This window comes from Ureibacillus chungkukjangi (assembly GCF_003217295.1).
Classification (GTDB): domain Bacteria; phylum Bacillota; class Bacilli; order Bacillales_A; family Planococcaceae; genus Ureibacillus; species Ureibacillus chungkukjangi.
Map to the genome: position 1 here is coordinate 286010 of NZ_QJTJ01000001.1, position 16620 is coordinate 302629.

The 16620-nt window shown below is 36.2% G+C and carries 13 protein-coding genes and 1 other annotated feature; of the genes, 4 read left to right on the forward strand and 9 right to left on the reverse strand.

Annotation, left to right across the window (positions count from 1 at the left end; all coding sequences use genetic code 11):
- The 4 genes from BJ095_RS01375 to ezrA form a co-directional block, all read right to left on the reverse strand.
- Window positions 1–149, reverse strand: a 149-nt coding sequence (locus tag BJ095_RS01375) for an alpha/beta-type small acid-soluble spore protein (RefSeq protein ID WP_110561288.1), incomplete at its 3' end; no start/stop codon positions are given.
- A gap of 97 nt (window positions 150–246) precedes the next feature.
- Window positions 247–1455 carry a tRNA uracil 4-sulfurtransferase ThiI gene (thiI, locus tag BJ095_RS01380; RefSeq protein ID WP_107935546.1) on the reverse strand — a complete coding sequence of 403 codons (1209 nt, stop codon included), beginning with the start codon at window positions 1453–1455 and terminating at the stop codon, window positions 247–249.
- Window positions 1452–2600, reverse strand: coding sequence for a cysteine desulfurase family protein (locus BJ095_RS01385; protein WP_107935544.1), 1149 nt, complete (start codon window positions 2598–2600; stop codon window positions 1452–1454). The genes thiI and BJ095_RS01385 overlap by 4 nt, the downstream gene beginning before the upstream one ends.
- A 140-nt stretch (window positions 2601–2740) precedes the next feature.
- On the reverse strand, window positions 2741–4450 hold the full coding sequence (gene ezrA / locus BJ095_RS01390) for a septation ring formation regulator EzrA (protein ID WP_181417921.1): 1710 nt from the start codon (window positions 4448–4450) through the stop codon (window positions 2741–2743).
- A gap of 319 nt (window positions 4451–4769) precedes the next feature.
- Between ezrA and hisJ the strand changes: the two genes are divergently transcribed.
- Together hisJ and BJ095_RS01400 are read left to right on the forward strand one after the other, a co-directional pair.
- Window positions 4770–5561 carry a histidinol-phosphatase HisJ gene (gene hisJ, locus BJ095_RS01395; RefSeq protein WP_107935540.1) on the forward strand — a complete coding sequence of 264 codons (792 nt, stop codon included), beginning with the start codon at window positions 4770–4772 and terminating at the stop codon, window positions 5559–5561.
- 84 nt (window positions 5562–5645) lie between these two features.
- On the forward strand, window positions 5646–6125 hold the full coding sequence (locus tag BJ095_RS01400; protein ID WP_107935538.1) for a GAF domain-containing protein: 480 nt from the start codon (window positions 5646–5648) through the stop codon (window positions 6123–6125).
- A gap of 132 nt (window positions 6126–6257) precedes the next feature.
- On the opposite strand, the gene BJ095_RS01405 is transcribed toward BJ095_RS01400, so the two are convergent.
- Window positions 6258–8135, reverse strand: a complete 1878-nt coding sequence (locus BJ095_RS01405) for a sensor domain-containing diguanylate cyclase (RefSeq protein ID WP_107935536.1) — start codon at window positions 8133–8135, stop codon at window positions 6258–6260.
- A 474-nt stretch (window positions 8136–8609) separates the two neighbouring features.
- On the opposite strand from BJ095_RS01405, the gene rpsD reads away from it, so the two are divergent.
- Window positions 8610–9212, forward strand: a complete 603-nt coding sequence (gene rpsD, locus BJ095_RS01410) for a 30S ribosomal protein S4 (RefSeq protein ID WP_107935534.1) — start codon at window positions 8610–8612, stop codon at window positions 9210–9212.
- A gap of 102 nt (window positions 9213–9314) precedes the next feature.
- Here rpsD and BJ095_RS01415 read toward each other — a convergent pair whose 3' ends face one another.
- From BJ095_RS01415 to tyrS, 4 genes are all read right to left on the reverse strand, one after another.
- The gene (locus BJ095_RS01415; protein ID WP_235867545.1) at window positions 9315–10658 is read right to left on the reverse strand and encodes a hydroxysqualene dehydroxylase; all 1344 of its coding nucleotides are present in this window, start codon (window positions 10656–10658) and stop codon (window positions 9315–9317) included.
- A gap of 38 nt (window positions 10659–10696) precedes the next feature.
- A complete protein-coding gene (locus BJ095_RS01420; protein ID WP_328588989.1) occupies window positions 10697–11176 on the reverse strand; it encodes a DUF421 domain-containing protein in 480 nt (159 codons plus the stop codon).
- Window positions 11177–11559: 383 nt separating this feature from the next.
- Window positions 11560–11763 (reverse strand): hypothetical protein, encoded by a 204-nt coding sequence (locus BJ095_RS01425; protein ID WP_107935530.1) that lies wholly within the window; start codon window positions 11761–11763, stop codon window positions 11560–11562.
- A 97-nt stretch (window positions 11764–11860) separates the two neighbouring features.
- Window positions 11861–13129, reverse strand: coding sequence for a tyrosine--tRNA ligase (tyrS, locus tag BJ095_RS01430; protein ID WP_107935528.1), 1269 nt, complete (start codon window positions 13127–13129; stop codon window positions 11861–11863).
- A 139-nt stretch (window positions 13130–13268) separates the two neighbouring features.
- Window positions 13269–13484, reverse strand: a binding site (T-box leader).
- A gap of 115 nt (window positions 13485–13599) precedes the next feature.
- Here tyrS and BJ095_RS01435 point away from each other — a divergent pair.
- Entirely contained in the window at window positions 13600–16557 is a 2958-nt protein-coding gene (locus BJ095_RS01435; protein ID WP_107935557.1) for a transglycosylase domain-containing protein, read from the forward strand.
- The last annotated feature ends 63 nt before the right edge of the window (window positions 16558–16620 follow it).

Consider the following 16620-nt stretch of genomic DNA (forward strand, 5'->3'; position numbering starts at 1 on the left):
TCTCCTCCAACTGATCCGTTTGCACGAGAAGACGCTTCAGGTCCGAGTTGAACACCAAACTCTTGCGCGATTTCGTATTTCATTTGATCTAAAGCCTGTTCTGCACCAGGTACAGTTAACTTGTTACGGCTACCGCTGTTGTTTGACATTTATCTCACCTCCTTGTGCATTTAGATTGTGCGAAAATCGTTTTTTAATACACAAAACTTTTAAAGGTAAGTTTTTCCTGTCAAACAGCTTTAACTATTATAATAATCCCTCAAATTTATCTTGCATCTTATTGGCTTCTGGGAACTTATATACTTCGCGGTTACGTACTGCACGGTCAATCAATTCGTCAAATTCAGTAAAGCTTTCATAATACGTTACTTTTTCAACTTTCGGCTTTGTTTTTGGATTTGCTGGTGTAAAGATTGTACAGCAATCCTCAAAAGGTTGAATCGATGTTTCGTAAGTTCCAATTTGCTCAGCAATATCGATAATTTCAAGTTTATCAAATGCGATTAATGGACGTAGGATTGGTGTGTTTGTAACGTCATTGATGGCTGTTAAGCTTTCTAATGTTTGACTAGCTACCTGACCTAAGCTTTCACCAGTCACTATTCCTAATGCTCCGATTTCTTCTCGCAATTGGTCAGCGATACGCATCATCATTCTACGAGTAGTTGTCATAATCGTATTTGCTGGCACGCGATCTTTGATTAATACTTGGATCTCAGTAAATGGAATGACGTGTAATCTGATATTTGCACCAAATTTAGTTAATTCATTTGCTAGCACTTTTACTTTTTCTAATGAGTTATCACTTGTATATGGTGGACTAAAGAAATGAATCGCTTCTAGACGAACTCCACGCTTCATTAATAAATATCCAGCAACAGGACTATCGATTCCGCCAGAAAGCATTAGAAGTGATTTACCGTTCGATCCGACTGGCATTCCACCAGCACCCTGTATAACTTGTGCCATCATGTAGATTGCATCCTGTCTTACTTCAATACGAAGCTCTACATCCGGCTTTCTAACTTGTACTGAGATATTTGGATTATTTCTTAATACATGTCCACCAATTTCACGTTGAATTTCGTGTGATTCTAATGGGAAGGACTTATCTGAACGACGAACTTCTACTTTAAATGTAAGCTCTTGCTCTTTAAATTGTTCCATTATAATTAAAGCCAAGCTTTTCATTTCATCTAATTCTTTTGTACATACAGCTACTGGACTAAAGGATTGAATACCAAAAACAGTCGGTAATTTCTTCATAAGAACTTCATATTGCTCTTCATTTTCAATCTTAATATGCATACGATCACGTTCAGTAACAATTTCTAATGGGGCAATATCCGAGAATGCATGGCGAATATTTGCACGTAGACGATTGATAAAATCCTTTTTGTTGCGCCCTTTTGTTGATAATTCACCATATCTTATTAATATTTCTTTCCAGATCATCGATTTATATCTCCTTTTAACTCTTTCATCACATCTGTGAAGGCCTTTTTAAACTCAAGAATGTCCTCTTCTGTATTTAAAGCACCGAAGCTTAAGCGAATGACACCTTTTTTATAATTGGAATGTAGCTCTAAAGCTTCTACAACATGACTTGTTTTCTTTTGCTTTGATGAACAAGCACTTGATGTAGAAACGATAATTCCTCTTTTTTGGAGTGCATTGATCAATATTTCACCCTTTAAATCCATTACACTAAACGATAAAATATGTGCAGCTCCTGTATTTGTAGATAGTAAATGAATATTTTCACCGAAGCCAGCTAAAAATTCTAACAAATCATTATGCCATTTTCGATATTTTAATGTGGCTTGCTCCATCGTTTCAACAGCCATGCGAGCTGCTTTTGCAAGAGATACCGCTTGCGGTACTGCAACAGTACCACTACGTAGGCCCTGTTCCTGTCCACCACCTAAAAGAAGTGGGATAATATTCATTTTTTTACGAAAGGCAATAATTCCCGAACCCTTTAAACCATGAATTTTATGTCCAGAAATGGAAATGATATCGGGACCTGCTTCACCATTAAAGTAAATCGGTAGCTTGCCAAAGCTTTGTACAGCATCTACATGGAAGGCAGCACGGCTATTTTCGTGGATAATTTTCGCCGCCTCTTCAATTGGCTGAATGGCACCCATTTCATTGTTCACATGCATTATACTAACAAGGACCGTTTCCTTTCGAATCTTGGCTTGAAGCTCTTGTAACGAAATGACACCATTTACATCCACCTTCAAAAAATCAACCTTATAGCCTTCTTGCTCTAGAGATTTCACTGCCTCTAAGATAGATGGATGTTCAATCTCTGTAGTGATAATATGTTTACCTTTATGAGTATTTGCCTTTGGAACTCCGAATATCGCAAGGTTATTGGATTCTGTTCCTCCAGCTGTAAACAATACAAACTGGTCCTCTGTTTTAAGAAGATCCGCTATTTGACCTCTTGCACGGTCCAATAATGCATTGGCTTCCACACCAGCTCCATGAATGGATGCCGGGTTAGCATAGAAGGACTCATTTACCTGTACAAATGTATTTAAAACCTCTTTATGTGGTTTTGTCGTCGCACTGTTATCTAAATAGATCATTGGATATCCTACCTTCTTTTCTTACATTTAGAAATTAAAAAACCATTCTATTTATCCTTTGAATTCGTAGAGAAAGCCACCAACACAAATTAAGTGCGGTGGCTTCTTTTATTAATTATAACGCTTATGTCAAGTAATGACTAATATTGAGATTTTTCGTAAAGTTCATCCTGAACAAGCTCTTCTATCCGCTTAATAGCACCTGGTTCTGCCATTTCAACGGCAGCAGCTGCATCCTCTAACGCTTTTATGTAACGATATTGATGGAATGCATGTTCAGATTCAAGTAAGAGATCATTCACTTTTGGGTTCGTCCCACGATATCTGTTACCATATTGAATGATTCTTTCGATTAACATGACATTTTCAATCATTTCATGAGCATGCTTACTTACTTCTTGAATACATTTTTCAGCATTTTCTATGTTACTTTGTACACGATTCATATTGAGCGGTATATCCTGTAAGCTTTGAATAACGATGTAAATTTGTTCTTCAGCCTCTTCAATGCGAGCATCCATTTCTTCTGGAATTCCAGGGATATTGGCCTTGTTTAGCTGGCGATCAGTTTCTTGTAAAATTCGCTTTAAAGAATCCAGCTTTGCACGAGCTTTGTTTTCATCGATTCGTAAATTTTTCAGACGACTAGAAAACTGCTCCTGTTCATCCTTTATACGATCGATTTGTTCGCTAATTTCGACTAGCTCCTCCTGCAAGCTTGAATAAGCAGATTTTTCATCTCTTACTCGTGTAACAAGAAGTTCAAAACGTTTTTGAATCAATTCTAGCTGTTTTAGTCCTGCTTTTGGAATTTCCGCTTCGTTTTCAGGTAGATGATAGCTACTTTGTACGTATACTGCCTCGTTACTAATTTCTTTCGTTACTTTAACAACTTCAGTTAACGTTTCAAATGTATCATCGCAATTTTTATCGACATAGCTTCTTGCAATAACTTCTTTTTCTAAAAGGTCGTAATAGTTCTCAATCTCATCAATTATTTCATTAAGTCTCGGAGCAACGGACTCTACATCTAATTCGGCCAATTTCGATTTGAGAGTTTCAAGCTCTTCTTCAAGATTATCTAAGTACTTGGTTAACTCCAAATGATTTAAGTAATAAGATTGCTCCTCCATTTCACGTTGACCATTTCGCAACTCATGTATAGCAGCAGGTATTTTTGTTTGAATTTCTGATAGCAACGTCGGGACTTCAGATAATAAATGATAAATTGTTTGAGATTCACTATTCAAAGCTAAAACGATTTCTCGAGCCTGTAAATAATTCCCGTCTACTGTTAACTCATCAAATTCTTCAAATTTCGGAACAAATTGTTCTACTCTTTTTTCTAATGCCGATAGTGCTGGACCAAAAGAATATTGGTGAGCAAGTAAAGTTTTTCTTGCAGAACGATAATGCTCTTTTATTTGCTCGATTTCAATACGATTTTTTTCTTCGCTGCCTATTAGCTCATCCAACTCGCTAATAATTTGATTTTTACTTTTTTCACATTTTGCGATATATTCTTCTATCGCTTGTTCTACATTGGACGCTTTTTTAAATTTGAATCGATCGATGTATTCTTCCGCATCAAAAAGCATAGAATCTATTTTGATAACGTGGACATCTATTACTTCCGTCCAAATATTACGCCAATGTTCAAACATTTCCTCTGTTTGTCCATTCATATTTAAAGACTTTACTTTTGTTAGCTCCTCAAATATAGGATAATGCTGAATTTGCATCTTTTCTTGTTCAAGTCGCTGTATAACAACATTATGTTTACGACGGATGACTAGTCCAACGATAAATAATGCTAATAGTACGATGACGACAATGATGATATACTGCATCATAAGCCCCCTATTCCCAAATCACTTACCTGCTACTATTTTCTAACTATAATATACCATGTTTTTTTTCATTTGTTTAAAAAAATACAGCTTTTTGCTAAAGTAAATTGTAATAAGTTGATAATAGGTATGTAAATTTTAAATTTCCTGGTTTAATTTTAAACAATATGCGTCTTTCTACCAACAAAAATCGGCAATTTTAAACTATTATTCTATTAAGTTAGCATATAATTATAAGATTGATTATAAATATTTTTTTCCTATGCTTCCAGAAATTGTGGAAGCGTTGACTTTATAAATGAAAATGGAGGTTCAGTTTATGAAAAAAGACGGTCATATCCATTCACCTTTTTGTCCACACGGTACTAAGGATCCATTTGAAAAATATATTGAAAAAGCGATTGAAGAAAATTTTACTGAGATTACATTTACCGAGCATGCACCATTGCCAACAAACTTTGTCGATCCTACACCGAATAAGGATAGTGGGATGGCTCCAAAGTATTTAACTGATTATCTCGATACTTTGAAGCAGCTTAAGAAACAATATAAAGATCAAATAAAGATTAATGTTGGATTAGAGATTGACTATATTGTTGGCTATGAAACAGAAGTACGGGCATTATTAGACATTGTTGGGCCAGTACTTGATGATGCCATTCTCTCTGTTCATTTTTTAAAGCATAATGATACATATACTTGTATTGATTTCTCAGAGGAGGTCTATCTTGAGTTCGCTCAGCAGGTAGGTGGAATGGAGGCTCTTTATAACCTGTATTATGATACAGTATTAAAATCCATTGATGCTAATTTAGGTCGATACAAGCCACGTAGAATAGGTCACCCTTCACTTGTGCATAAATTCCAGCTTGCACATGGCGAGAAAATCGATGATGATCACCGAATCATTGAAGTATTAAAGATAATGCAGGAAAAAGGTTATATACTGGATGTAAACAGTGCTGGCTTAAGTAAGCCTTTTTGCAAAGAACCCTATCCGCCAATGCATATGATAGAATATGCCCGTTCAATCTCTTTACCAATGATTTTTGGCTCGGATGCTCATAGCGTAAAAGACTTACATCAACACTATGAACTAATTATGAAGTAAAATTAATAATAATCAGCTTAGGCAGTCTATGTGATTGCCTGAACTAATTGTTGAAACAGGATAACTAATTTTGGAGGTAATAATATGTATTCACAAATAAATTATGAAGGTTCCGTTTTAAAACAATATGAAACATTATCAAAGCAATTAGATGCTTTACTTGATGGAGAAACAAATGTAATCGCCAATTTAAGTAATGCTTCAGCCCTTTTAAATCAATTTCTAGATAATATCAACTGGGTAGGCTTTTACTTAATGGATGAGGGAGAACTTGTGTTGGGCCCATTCCAAGGCTTACCTGCCTGTGTTCGAATTGCTATTGGTCGTGGAGTTTGTGGAACGGCAGTAGCAGAACGCAAAACAATGCTAATAGATGATGTTCATGCATTCCCTGGTCATATCGCCTGCGATGCTGCATCAAATTCTGAAATCGTTATTCCCTTAGTAAAAAATGACGAAGTAATTGGGGTATTAGATATTGATAGTCCAAATAAAGCTCGATTTACTTTAGAGGATCAGCAAGGCTTAGAATTATTTGTCCAAACTTTACTTAAATTCATTTAAATGTAATTAGATCGTATGGGTGGCAATTCTCCCCACTCTACTCATACTTATTTGGTCTTTCGACCGCAAAAAATAAACTTACTACTCCAAAAAAGCAAAACACACTTGCTTCTTTGGCTGTAGTAAGTTTTTTTAAGATAGAAATAGCATTGATTCATTAAAGATGGAAAATTTGTTTTTACCTGTAGATTTGGCATTATAGAGAGCCGTATCTGCATGCAAAAAGATTGACTGGAATTCTGGACGCTGCTTTGTATTCCATGTGATCAACCCAGCAGAAACAGTTACCGTTGGATTTGTGGCCACTGGTACAGATTCTACGATTTGACTTGCTAACTTCTCCACTTCCGCAACCAAAATATTTGGTACATAGACGGCTAACTCTTCCCCACCCCATCTAGCACAGATACCTCGTGTTCCAATTACTTTCTTAAGCTGGTCTGCAATTTGAACAAGCACCTCATCACCAACCTGATGTCCGTATGTGTCATTTACATGCTTAAAATTATCAATATCTATTAATAAGAACATGCCGGAGCTATCACTTTCCAAGGAGCTCTCCACAAATCTATCCAGGTAACTACGAGTATGCAGCTTTGTTAGATGATCATGATCAACCATTTCCTGTAATTTATTGCGTAATATAGAGTTCGCAATCGCTAGTGAGGAATGATGGATTAGGGATTGCATCAATTTAAAGCTGTCAAATGAGAAAAAGTAGGAATCCCTATGCAAAACAATACTAAATCCATTAATACGCTGTTCTACTATCATAGGGATGGCCATCATGGAATTATAATTAAGCTCTTTTCCTATTAAACGGCTACAGTCTGCAATAAACAACGGCTCTTGACTGTTTTTAAAGTGATTTGCAGCATGGTTAATATAAATAGACCCCTCTTCCGTATCAAAAAGTTCTGTTGATGCTTCTGTTAGCTTTAACTCAGAGTCGCTTTTCAAAACAAAACAAACTTCCATTGGTTGAAAGGATTTCATAAGTTGCTTATGTAAAAACATAAACATTTCTTTGCTGTCTAACTTCATATTTAATCGATGAGAAGTTTCATTAATAAGCTGCAGGTCGCTAATTAGGCGATGCGACTGATGGTAAAGCTTAGCATTTTCCAGTGCATTCCCTGATGCATGTGCAAGCATTCGGATGAAATCTTCCTCAGTTTTAGAAAAGACATAAAAAATAGGAGCACTCACTTGAAGAATTCCGTAGATTGCCTGTCTTCCTTTCATGGGCGCGTTTAATAAGCAACGATTCATTTCAACAGCTTGTTCAACAATTATTTTACCTGATACAAAGGCCTCTATCGCTGAGGGTCTTTCTGAAAGGTAGTCAAACGGCTTTATATGAACCTTTGTTTGACGGTCATGGTCATTGGATAATATAAGTTCTACATTAAAGTTAGGGAAATTATCCTGTATAGTTATTAATACATTTTCTAAAATTAAATCGATATCCATAGTGGAATGAAATAAATCTGTCATATTGTATAATTTACGGTATTGCTTTTCATTTTGTAGAATTTCGATGTTTTTGCACAATACTTTTAACATGTCCGCTGCAGTATCTACAAAATTTTCAAAAAACTCACTTTTGGTAAAGGCTGTCCACTTAGGAGTTTCTTGAAGTAATAAAATACAATACTCACCGAATTGACCCGTTTTTAACAGGAGCATTTTTGAGAATAAGTTAAATTCTTTTATATGTGAAAGGCATTCGGGTAAATCAATCAATTTCTTTTGGGAAAAATGTGTAGTAAAGTCGCTCCAAGTGATTGAATTTAAGTCTATATCGATAGAAGACTTTATGTTAAATGGTTTTAATGATTCACATTCATATAAAAGAAAACAACATTTATCGATATCAAAATATTGCTTTAAGCTATTTTGTATCAATGACATATATTCATCGTAGCCGTTTCTTTGATTCATTGAGTCGATACATAAACTTAACAAATCGGATTTAATATTCGTTAAAATCTCTCGATGTTCTCTCATAAAAATCACCTTTTCTCAAGTAACAAAAATCAATTATTTATGTAACTTATTGTAAAATGTTTACATCTTATGCCAAATTACCTATATATTTCTAAACGAGTAGGATTTTGTATTCAATGTTTTTTCTCATTATAACATACCTATTTCATATTTTCAACAATTGTTGTAAACTAAATAACTACTTTGTACGACATACTTCGCAATATTATTTCTTGACTCATATACTAAAAAATTATACAATAAACCTCGTGTAAAATAAACGCAGCAGTTGTATAAGCTATGTTTGTATTTTATTCCTCTTAATTATTAACATTTTGTTATTTAAGATGGTGTATTGTGTAACCCTAACGGCTGCAAGGGCGAAGGTACATGAATATAAAATCCAGCAAGTGTCGGGTACAACTGGTTTTTGTTTTACTAAAGGCTGATGAACAATCAGTACAAAAAACCAAACTTAAAGGAGGAGACAAAATTATGTCTCGTTATACAGGTCCATCATGGAAAGTGTCACGTCGCCTTGGAATTTCATTAAGCGGCACAGGTAAAGAATTAGAAAAACGCCCTTATGCTCCAGGTCAACACGGTCCAAACCAACGCAAAAAGTTATCTGAATATGGTTTACAATTACAAGAAAAACAAAAACTTCGTCATATGTTCGGTATGACTGAGCGTCAATTCAAAAACGTATTCAACAAAGCTTCTAAACTAAAAGGTGTTGCTGGTGAAAACTTCATGATCCTTCTTGAAACTCGCCTTGACAACTTAGTTTACCGTTTAGGATTAGCTCGTACTCGTCGTGGAGCTCGTCAACTAGTTAACCACGGTCACGTATTAGTTGATGGTAAACGCGTTGACATCCCTTCTTACAGCGTTAAACCAGGTCAAGTGATTTCTCTACGTGAAAAATCTTTAAACCTTGCTGTAGTAACAGAAGCTATCGAAGTAAACAACTTCGTACCAGATTACTTATCATTTGATGCAGACAAAAAAGAAGGTACTTTTGTACGTCTTCCAGAGCGTTCTGAATTATCAGCTGAAATTCAAGAACAATTAATCGTTGAGTTCTACTCTCGTTAATCTCTTGTTTGTACTTAAAGAGGACGACCAATATTGGTCGTCCTCTTTTATGTATAAAGAAGTGTGTTAATCCTTATTCGAATTAACACCCCTCTTAAATAACTATTCTTCTAATACTATTTTCGCTGCATACAGTCCTGATCGTACTGCCCCTTCCATCGTTGCAAAATAAGGCTGTCGAGTGTAGTCGCCTGCTAAGACCAAACCTTCAATTGGAGTTTTTTGATCCGGACGTAAATGATCATTTCCCGGCTCTAGACTATGGAAATCTTCAGGATGACTGACAACTCGATAATTCATTAAGCCAGATTCCAAATCTAGTCCGAGCTCCCTCCCATCCTTCTGTACATGCTTTAATATCTCGTCATGATTCATATCAAGGAATTTCTCCGGTGGGGTTAGGATTACAGAAAGCCTTCCTGGTACATGTGTAAATGTTGAGCGTGATTGCTCGGCAAAACTGGCAAGTGAAGTGAGCGGACCAAAAGTTGTGCGGTCGACCGGTAGTATAGGCTTTTCGAATTCCATTTGAATTGTCACAGCTGGCATAGTAGGTAAAGCAAATAAATTTTCAAATGAAGGGTGATTTAAAAAATGACCCCTTAAAATTTCTTTTGCACCACCTAAATTTGTTGCAACTACGACATGCTTAGCAAAAATTTCAGATCCGTCTTCTAATTTAACTCCTTTTACCATATCTTCATCCAATATTAATCCCTTTACATTTATATCAGTTTTAATAATTCCATTATTTTTAACAATATGCTTAGCCAGTGGTTTCGCCAAAACTTCTGTCATTCCTCCTAAGTAAGCACCGATTCTTAATTTATAGAAGCGCGGAATGCCAGGCAGAAAGAGACCAAAGAAAACCTTTGCAGAATATCTTTCCGGCGGCAAAAAGAATATACCTGCACTAAGGGGAATCACAACATAATGGAGTGCATTTTCACTGACTTCATACTTTTCTGCAAACTCTCTCACATTATATTTATCCAATTTTTCAGGATTTTTTACAATTTCTAAGAATCCATTCGTAAAGAATGCTATCAATGAAAACTTGTCTTTTGGTGAAAGAATATCGTTATTGCCAATTATCCCTTTAATTGTATCAATAGGACCAAAAACTGGTGAGATTCCAAATGATGCCTTATTCTTGCTGCCCTTTATACGGACATCAATTTGTTCCTCCCACTGAACAATATCATCAACCTCGACACCAACCTTTTTAAGTATTTTGGGCAGTTCTTCATAATAACCTATATGCCGGTGAAAACCTGATTCAACTATCATCCCATCTTCATCCCAAGATGAGGTTCTTCCTCCAATCACTTTGTGTTTTTCTAGAACAGCAACAGTTTTTCCATCTTCACTAAGTTCCAATGCTGTTGTTAAACCTGCTAAACCAGAACCAACTATAATAACATCAAATTTTTCCAATCTAATCACCCTTTATTAAATTCAAATATAACTTCTGTCTATTCAATTCAAATTTTCAACTCATCATCTTTACAATCAAAATAGATACTTCCATCCGGCTGAATCTCAGCATAGAACACTTTATCGATAGATTTAATCCCTGCCTTTTCCAACTCTTCTCTTAGCCAATTATCTTCTAAATTCAAGCGGGAGAGATTTACAAAGTTAATAACACCATCTGATATTACTTCAGTAGCAGTGTAATAAAGTTGATTCGGACTTTGTATACTAATATCACTTTTTGTAAGGGATTGTTTATGTTCTTTCTTCAATACAGAAAGATTCCCACTGGTCTCAAATATTGCAAATTCTACATCCCGCAAAGAAAAAACATCTTTCTCTCTCAGCAATGAATTTAATTCATTGATATCTAATCGTGTCTTTCGGAGTGCATTCTCCATAATATTCCCTTCTTTTATAACAATAATCGGCTCCCCTATGGGAATTTTCCTTGCCTTCTTAGATTTAATATCAATATAACCAAGCATTAGAGTGAAAATTGCCCACCCAATAATGACAATAACACCATGTAGTATTGATAAATTACTATTAACAGCTAAATTTGCAGTAATAAAACCAATAGAAATAGCTGAAACAAAATTAAAAAAATGTCATTTGTGCTATTTCTTTACGTCCCATAATTCTAGTAACGGTTAATAATACTATAAAGGCTATAAACATTCTTATGGCAAGCTCTTGTAACTCCATTTTTATAACATCCTTTCTTTTTCCAGCGGAGTTTGTACTTTTTAAATAAGTTTTTATATACAAAAAACCCCGAATAGCACCTTCCCTAAAGGAAGCTTACTATTCGGGGTCAGTTTAGAATGTCTAACCGACATTTCTATCCTGATTAATTTGTGTGATTTACTTAGTTGTTATCACTGTTGTTGTTGTTTTGGTTGTTATTGTTGCGGTTGTTGCGGTTGTTGCGGTTGCTTTGGTTGTTGTTGTCAAAGTTTAGCTCTTCAGCAAACTCTGCATTGTTGTTGTTGTTATTGTTGTTTTCAGCTTGATTGTTTTGACGGTTGTTGCGTTGGTTGTTGTTGTTGTTGTTGTTATTGTTTTGTGCCATGTCTCTCACCTCCACCAAATTATTATGAGTAATATTATTTTTTTTATACGCAATAATAAAAAAACGCCCTAGCCGATTTAGCTTAGGACGCATTGATTTAATTAAATTTCACCATGTGATATTTTTTCTTACCGCGACGGATAATTGCAAACGCGTCTTCTAAACGGTCTTTCCCATTAACTACATAGTCAAGATCCGTTACTTTTTCACCGTTTACTGAAATTGCACCATTTGTTACATCTTCACGAGCTTGACGTTTTGAAGAGGAAATTCCAGCTTCTACGATTAACTCGACAATATTTTTATCTTCCTTAGCCAATTCTATAGAAGGAACACCAGCAAAAGCGACTTTCATCTCTTCTACTGATAATGCTTTTAAATCACCTGAGAATAAGGCAGCTGTAATTTTTTCTGCTTGCTCTAAACCAGCTTCACCGTGAATTAGTTTCGTCATTTCGGCAGCTAAAGTTTTTTGCGCTTTACGTAAATGAGGCTCTTCCTGAACAGTTACTTCTAAAGCTTCAATATCTTCACGGGATAAGAATGTGAAGATTTTCAAATATTTTATCACATCAGAATCGGCAGCATTTACCCAGAATTGGTAGAACTCATATGGTGAAGTTTTTTCAGCATCTAGCCATACTGAGCCTCCAGCAGTTTTACCGAATTTTGTACCATCCGCTTTAGTTACTAATGGAATGGTAATCCCAAAGGCATTCGTTTCTTCTTCATGTGTCTTTCTGATTACTTCTAATCCCGTTGTAATATTCCCCCATTGGTCTGATCCACCAACCTGGATTTTTACATTGTAGTTATCATATAGGTAGTTAAAATCAAGCCCCTGAATGATTGTGTATGTGAATTCAGTAAATGATATTCCTGATTCTAAGCGAGAGGCAATTGTGTCTTTAGCTAACAAGTAATTTACATTTACTAACTTCCCGTAATCACGCAAGAAATCAATTACACTTAACTTCCCTACCCAGTCATAGTTATTAACGAGCTGAGCGCCATTTTCATTTTTACCAAAATCGAAAATACGCTCCATTTGTGCTTTTAAGCCCGTAACATTATGGGCAATTTGTTCCTCAGTCAGTAAATTTCTCTCGTCAGAACGACCAGATGGATCACCAATCATCCCCGTTGCTCCACCAACAACTAGTACAGGACGATGCCCAGCTTGCTGGAATCGACGTAATGTAAGTAATGGCACGATATGACCAATATGCATAGAATCTGCTGTTGGGTCTACCCCTACATATAAGGATACCTTCTCTTCGTTTAAAAGCTTCTCCATTCCTTCAGCATCTGTTTGTTGGTATAAAAGCCCACGCCATTGTAAATCTTCAATTAAAGGGTTCGTCATAATTCTTCCTCCATTCCTTCTCTTTGCATTATTTATAATTAATAATTAAAATAAACCAAAAAATGTAACAAATTCAGTCGTGCTAAGGTTTGCTAAATACTAGAACACAAAAAAGCCCCAACACGCAAAATCATTTGCATGCTGGGACGTTAATAAGCAATTTAACGCGGTACCACCCGGCTTGAAGACATCTCTAAAAATAGAAACTCTTCCCCTCTTATACGTTTTAACGCAACGTGAGTCGTTCAAGCTCAAAGAACGTAATTCGTGTTTACATTTTGACTAGCTTGCACCACCCGCTAGCTCTCTATATCAGGGAATGAAAACACTACTTCAAACTTATCACTGCTTGAAAATTATAATGATTATTCTACTCGTTTTAAATTCAATGTCAATAACTATATTCGAACTACCCTGAAATATGCTATAATAAACGAGATTTTAGGGGGTGACGGTTAGTGAAAGAATGGATGAATCGTTTAACAGAATATATACGAGAATTGAATACAAAACTAGATAGATTAACAACGTCAAAGCAAATGAGTAGACTAAGGATCACTGGTAGTGTTATTTGGAATTTAGTCCTTATTTTCATAATCCTTACCACTACAGCGGTTGTTTTCGTTGGCGGTCTTGGACTTGGCTACTTTGCATCACTCGTTAAAGACGATCCACTAATGGCTAAAGCAGAAATGCGAGATCAAATTTATAACTATGATGAAACAAGTGAAATTTACTTTGCTGGTGACATTTACATAGGTAAGCTACGAACTGATTTGGAGAGAAGAGAAACCTCCCTTGGAAAAGTTTCTCCTACACTAATTAACGCTGTACTTGCAACGGAGGATGAGTATTTCCGTGAACACTATGGAATCGTTCCAAAAGCCGTTTTACGCGGGCTTTTACAGGACTTTACAAACTCATCTACCCAAACAGGTGGTTCAACATTAACACAGCAATTGATTAAAAACCAAATTCTAACGAACGAAGTCTCCTATGAACGAAAGGCACGCGAAATTTTACTAGCTATACGATTAGAAAAATTCATGACTAAGGAAGAAATTATTGAGGCCTATTTAAATATCATTCCTTATGGTCGTAATGCTTCCGGTAAAAATATAGCCGGAGTAGAAACTGCTGCACGTGGAATTTTTGGAATTTCAGCATCTGAATTAAATTTAGCTCAAGCAGCTTATATTGCCGGTATTCCACAAGCACCATTTGCACACACACCTTTTACTAACAAAGGTGAGATTAAAGATGCTGCAGGTTTAAAACCTGGTATCGATCGAATGGAAACTGTACTAAAACGTATGTTAGCTGTTGGCTATATTACCCAAGCTGAATACGAGGAAGCTTCTAAATATGATATTACGAAGGATTTCCGAGAGCCAGAACCTGAAGCAACAGATAATTATCCATGGCTTACTTATGAGCTGGAAAACCGAGCAAAAGAACTTATCGCTCGTATCTTAGCAGAAAAGGATGGCATCGATCCTGAACGTTTAGATGAAGAAGATAACTTAAAAGAGAAATATATGATTCTTGCAGACCGTGATGTACGTTCTGGAGGCTACAGAATTTATTCGACAATCGATAAGGGTATGTATGATGCCATGCAGGAAGCTGCAAAGAACTTCAAAAATTATGGACAAACCTTTACAACTACCCAAATCGATAAAGAAACTGGCGAAGAAATTGTAACCGAAGAGAAGGTTCAAGTCGGAAGTATTGCAATCGAAAATAGTACAGGCAGAATCTTAAGCTTTGTCGGAGGACGAGAATTTAATCTTGAGCAGCAATTTAACTATGCGACAAGAGCAGCTCGAGCAAACGGCTCAACCATGAAGCCATTATTAGTATATGCACCTGCGATCGAATATGGAGTTATTGGTGCGGGTAGCCCAGTAGTCGATGTGAAATTCACTCGTGGTTTTGATGGATATAGCCCATCAAACTATATTGAAAGTCAGGAGTTAGGACTAATTCCTGCCCGAGAAGCATTGGCAAAATCACAAAACTTACCAGCTTTACGCTTGTATGATTCTATCTTGGATAAAAAGCCTGCCTCATATTTAGAAAAAATGGGGTTCTCTAGATTAGTAGATGCAGATTATGTTAACTTAGCAACAGCTATTGGCGGTATCACGCATGGTACAACAGTTGAAGAAAATACAAATGCATTTGCAACCTTTGCAAATGGCGGGCAATTTATAGATGCCTATATGATTGACAGAATCGAAGACCTTGATGGCAATATCATCTACGAGCATGAAGTAGAACCTGTTCAAGTATTCTCACCTGAGACATCTTACATAGTTACAGATATGTTAAGAGACGTTTTAGAATATGGAACAGCCACAAGAGCAAGAAGTACTTTGAAATTCTCATCTGATTTTGCTGCTAAAACTGGTACAACAAATGACCATAATGACGTATGGTTAGTCGGATATAATCCAAATATTTCACTAGGTGTTTGGATGGGGTATACAAAAAATAAATCTCTGAATCAATTCAATAATACCTATGGACAGCCTAGTACGAGGGTCAACACGTTATGGGCAAGCTTGATGAATTCCATATACGATGTAAATCCAGAATTAGTGGATCCAGCTGAACAATTCCAACGCCCAGCGAATGTTGTAAATGCTTCATTCTGCGGTATTTCTGGTGACGCACCTTCTACAGCTTGCTCGCAAGCAGGTTTAGTTCGTTCAGATTTATTTAATCGAAATGTATTTATACCAAGCAGAATCGATGATAGCTTAAGTGGCTCCTCATCTGTAATGATTGGTGGTAAAGCTTATATTGCACTAGATTCCACACCTAGCGAATTTGTGACAACTAGTGGCTCAGGCATTAACCCTCAATTTGCCGAAAGAATACTTGGTAGACTTGGTGGAGATCCTACAAAATTATGGCCAACTGGTACTAGTAATGTTGTCTCATCTGCTAAATTTAACGCAGATGGAAGTCCACCACAGGCAGTTAATGCAGCACAATCTAATAATACGTTAACATGGACTAAATCAGCATCAAATGATGTTATTGGTTATCGTGTTTATGATATTACAAATGGCAGTCGTTCACTAGTAACTACAATTAGAGATGGCAGTGCATTAAAATCAACTATTACGAGTGGTAGAACTTATATTGTTGTAGCCGTTGATATAACTGGACTTGAATCAGCTCAATCCAATGCAATTTCAACAGTTGTGGAACCTCCAAAAGAGCCAGAAGAATCACCTGAAAATAACAAACCAAATCCAGATGATGGAGCTGGTAGTGGTGGAACTGATGAGGGCTCTACCGATGGCTCAACTGGTGAAGGCAATTCAAACGGGAATGGCAATGGTAATGGCACAGGAAATAATAACGGTGGAGGAAACGGTACAGGTCAAGCTCCTCCAACAGATAACACTCCTTAAGGAATTCCGCAGCTTATCTCAATATCTTTTAATGAGATAAGCTGTACTTAATTTAATGGAAAA

Coding starts and splice junctions, on each gene's coding strand:
- BJ095_RS01400 (WP_107935538.1), top strand. CDS start 5,646: ATGTATTCACAAATAAATTATGAAGGTTCCGTTTTAAAACAATATGAA.
- tyrS (WP_107935528.1), bottom strand. CDS start 13,129: ATGACGAACCCTTTAATTGAAGATTTACAATGGCGTGGGCTTTTATAC.
- ezrA (WP_181417921.1), bottom strand. CDS start 4,450: ATGCAGTATATCATCATTGTCGTCATCGTACTATTAGCATTATTTATC.
- hisJ (WP_107935540.1), top strand. CDS start 4,770: ATGAAAAAAGACGGTCATATCCATTCACCTTTTTGTCCACACGGTACT.
- BJ095_RS01420 (WP_328588989.1), bottom strand. CDS start 11,176: ATGCTTGGTTATATTGATATTAAATCTAAGAAGGCAAGGAAAATTCCC.
- BJ095_RS01425 (WP_107935530.1), bottom strand. CDS start 11,763: ATGGCACAAAACAATAACAACAACAACAACAACAACCAACGCAACAAC.
- rpsD (WP_107935534.1), top strand. CDS start 8,610: ATGTCTCGTTATACAGGTCCATCATGGAAAGTGTCACGTCGCCTTGGA.
- BJ095_RS01435 (WP_107935557.1), top strand. CDS start 13,600: ATGAATCGTTTAACAGAATATATACGAGAATTGAATACAAAACTAGAT.
- BJ095_RS01405 (WP_107935536.1), bottom strand. CDS start 8,135: ATGAGAGAACATCGAGAGATTTTAACGAATATTAAATCCGATTTGTTA.
- thiI (WP_107935546.1), bottom strand. CDS start 1,455: ATGATCTGGAAAGAAATATTAATAAGATATGGTGAATTATCAACAAAA.
- BJ095_RS01385 (WP_107935544.1), bottom strand. CDS start 2,600: ATGATCTATTTAGATAACAGTGCGACGACAAAACCACATAAAGAGGTT.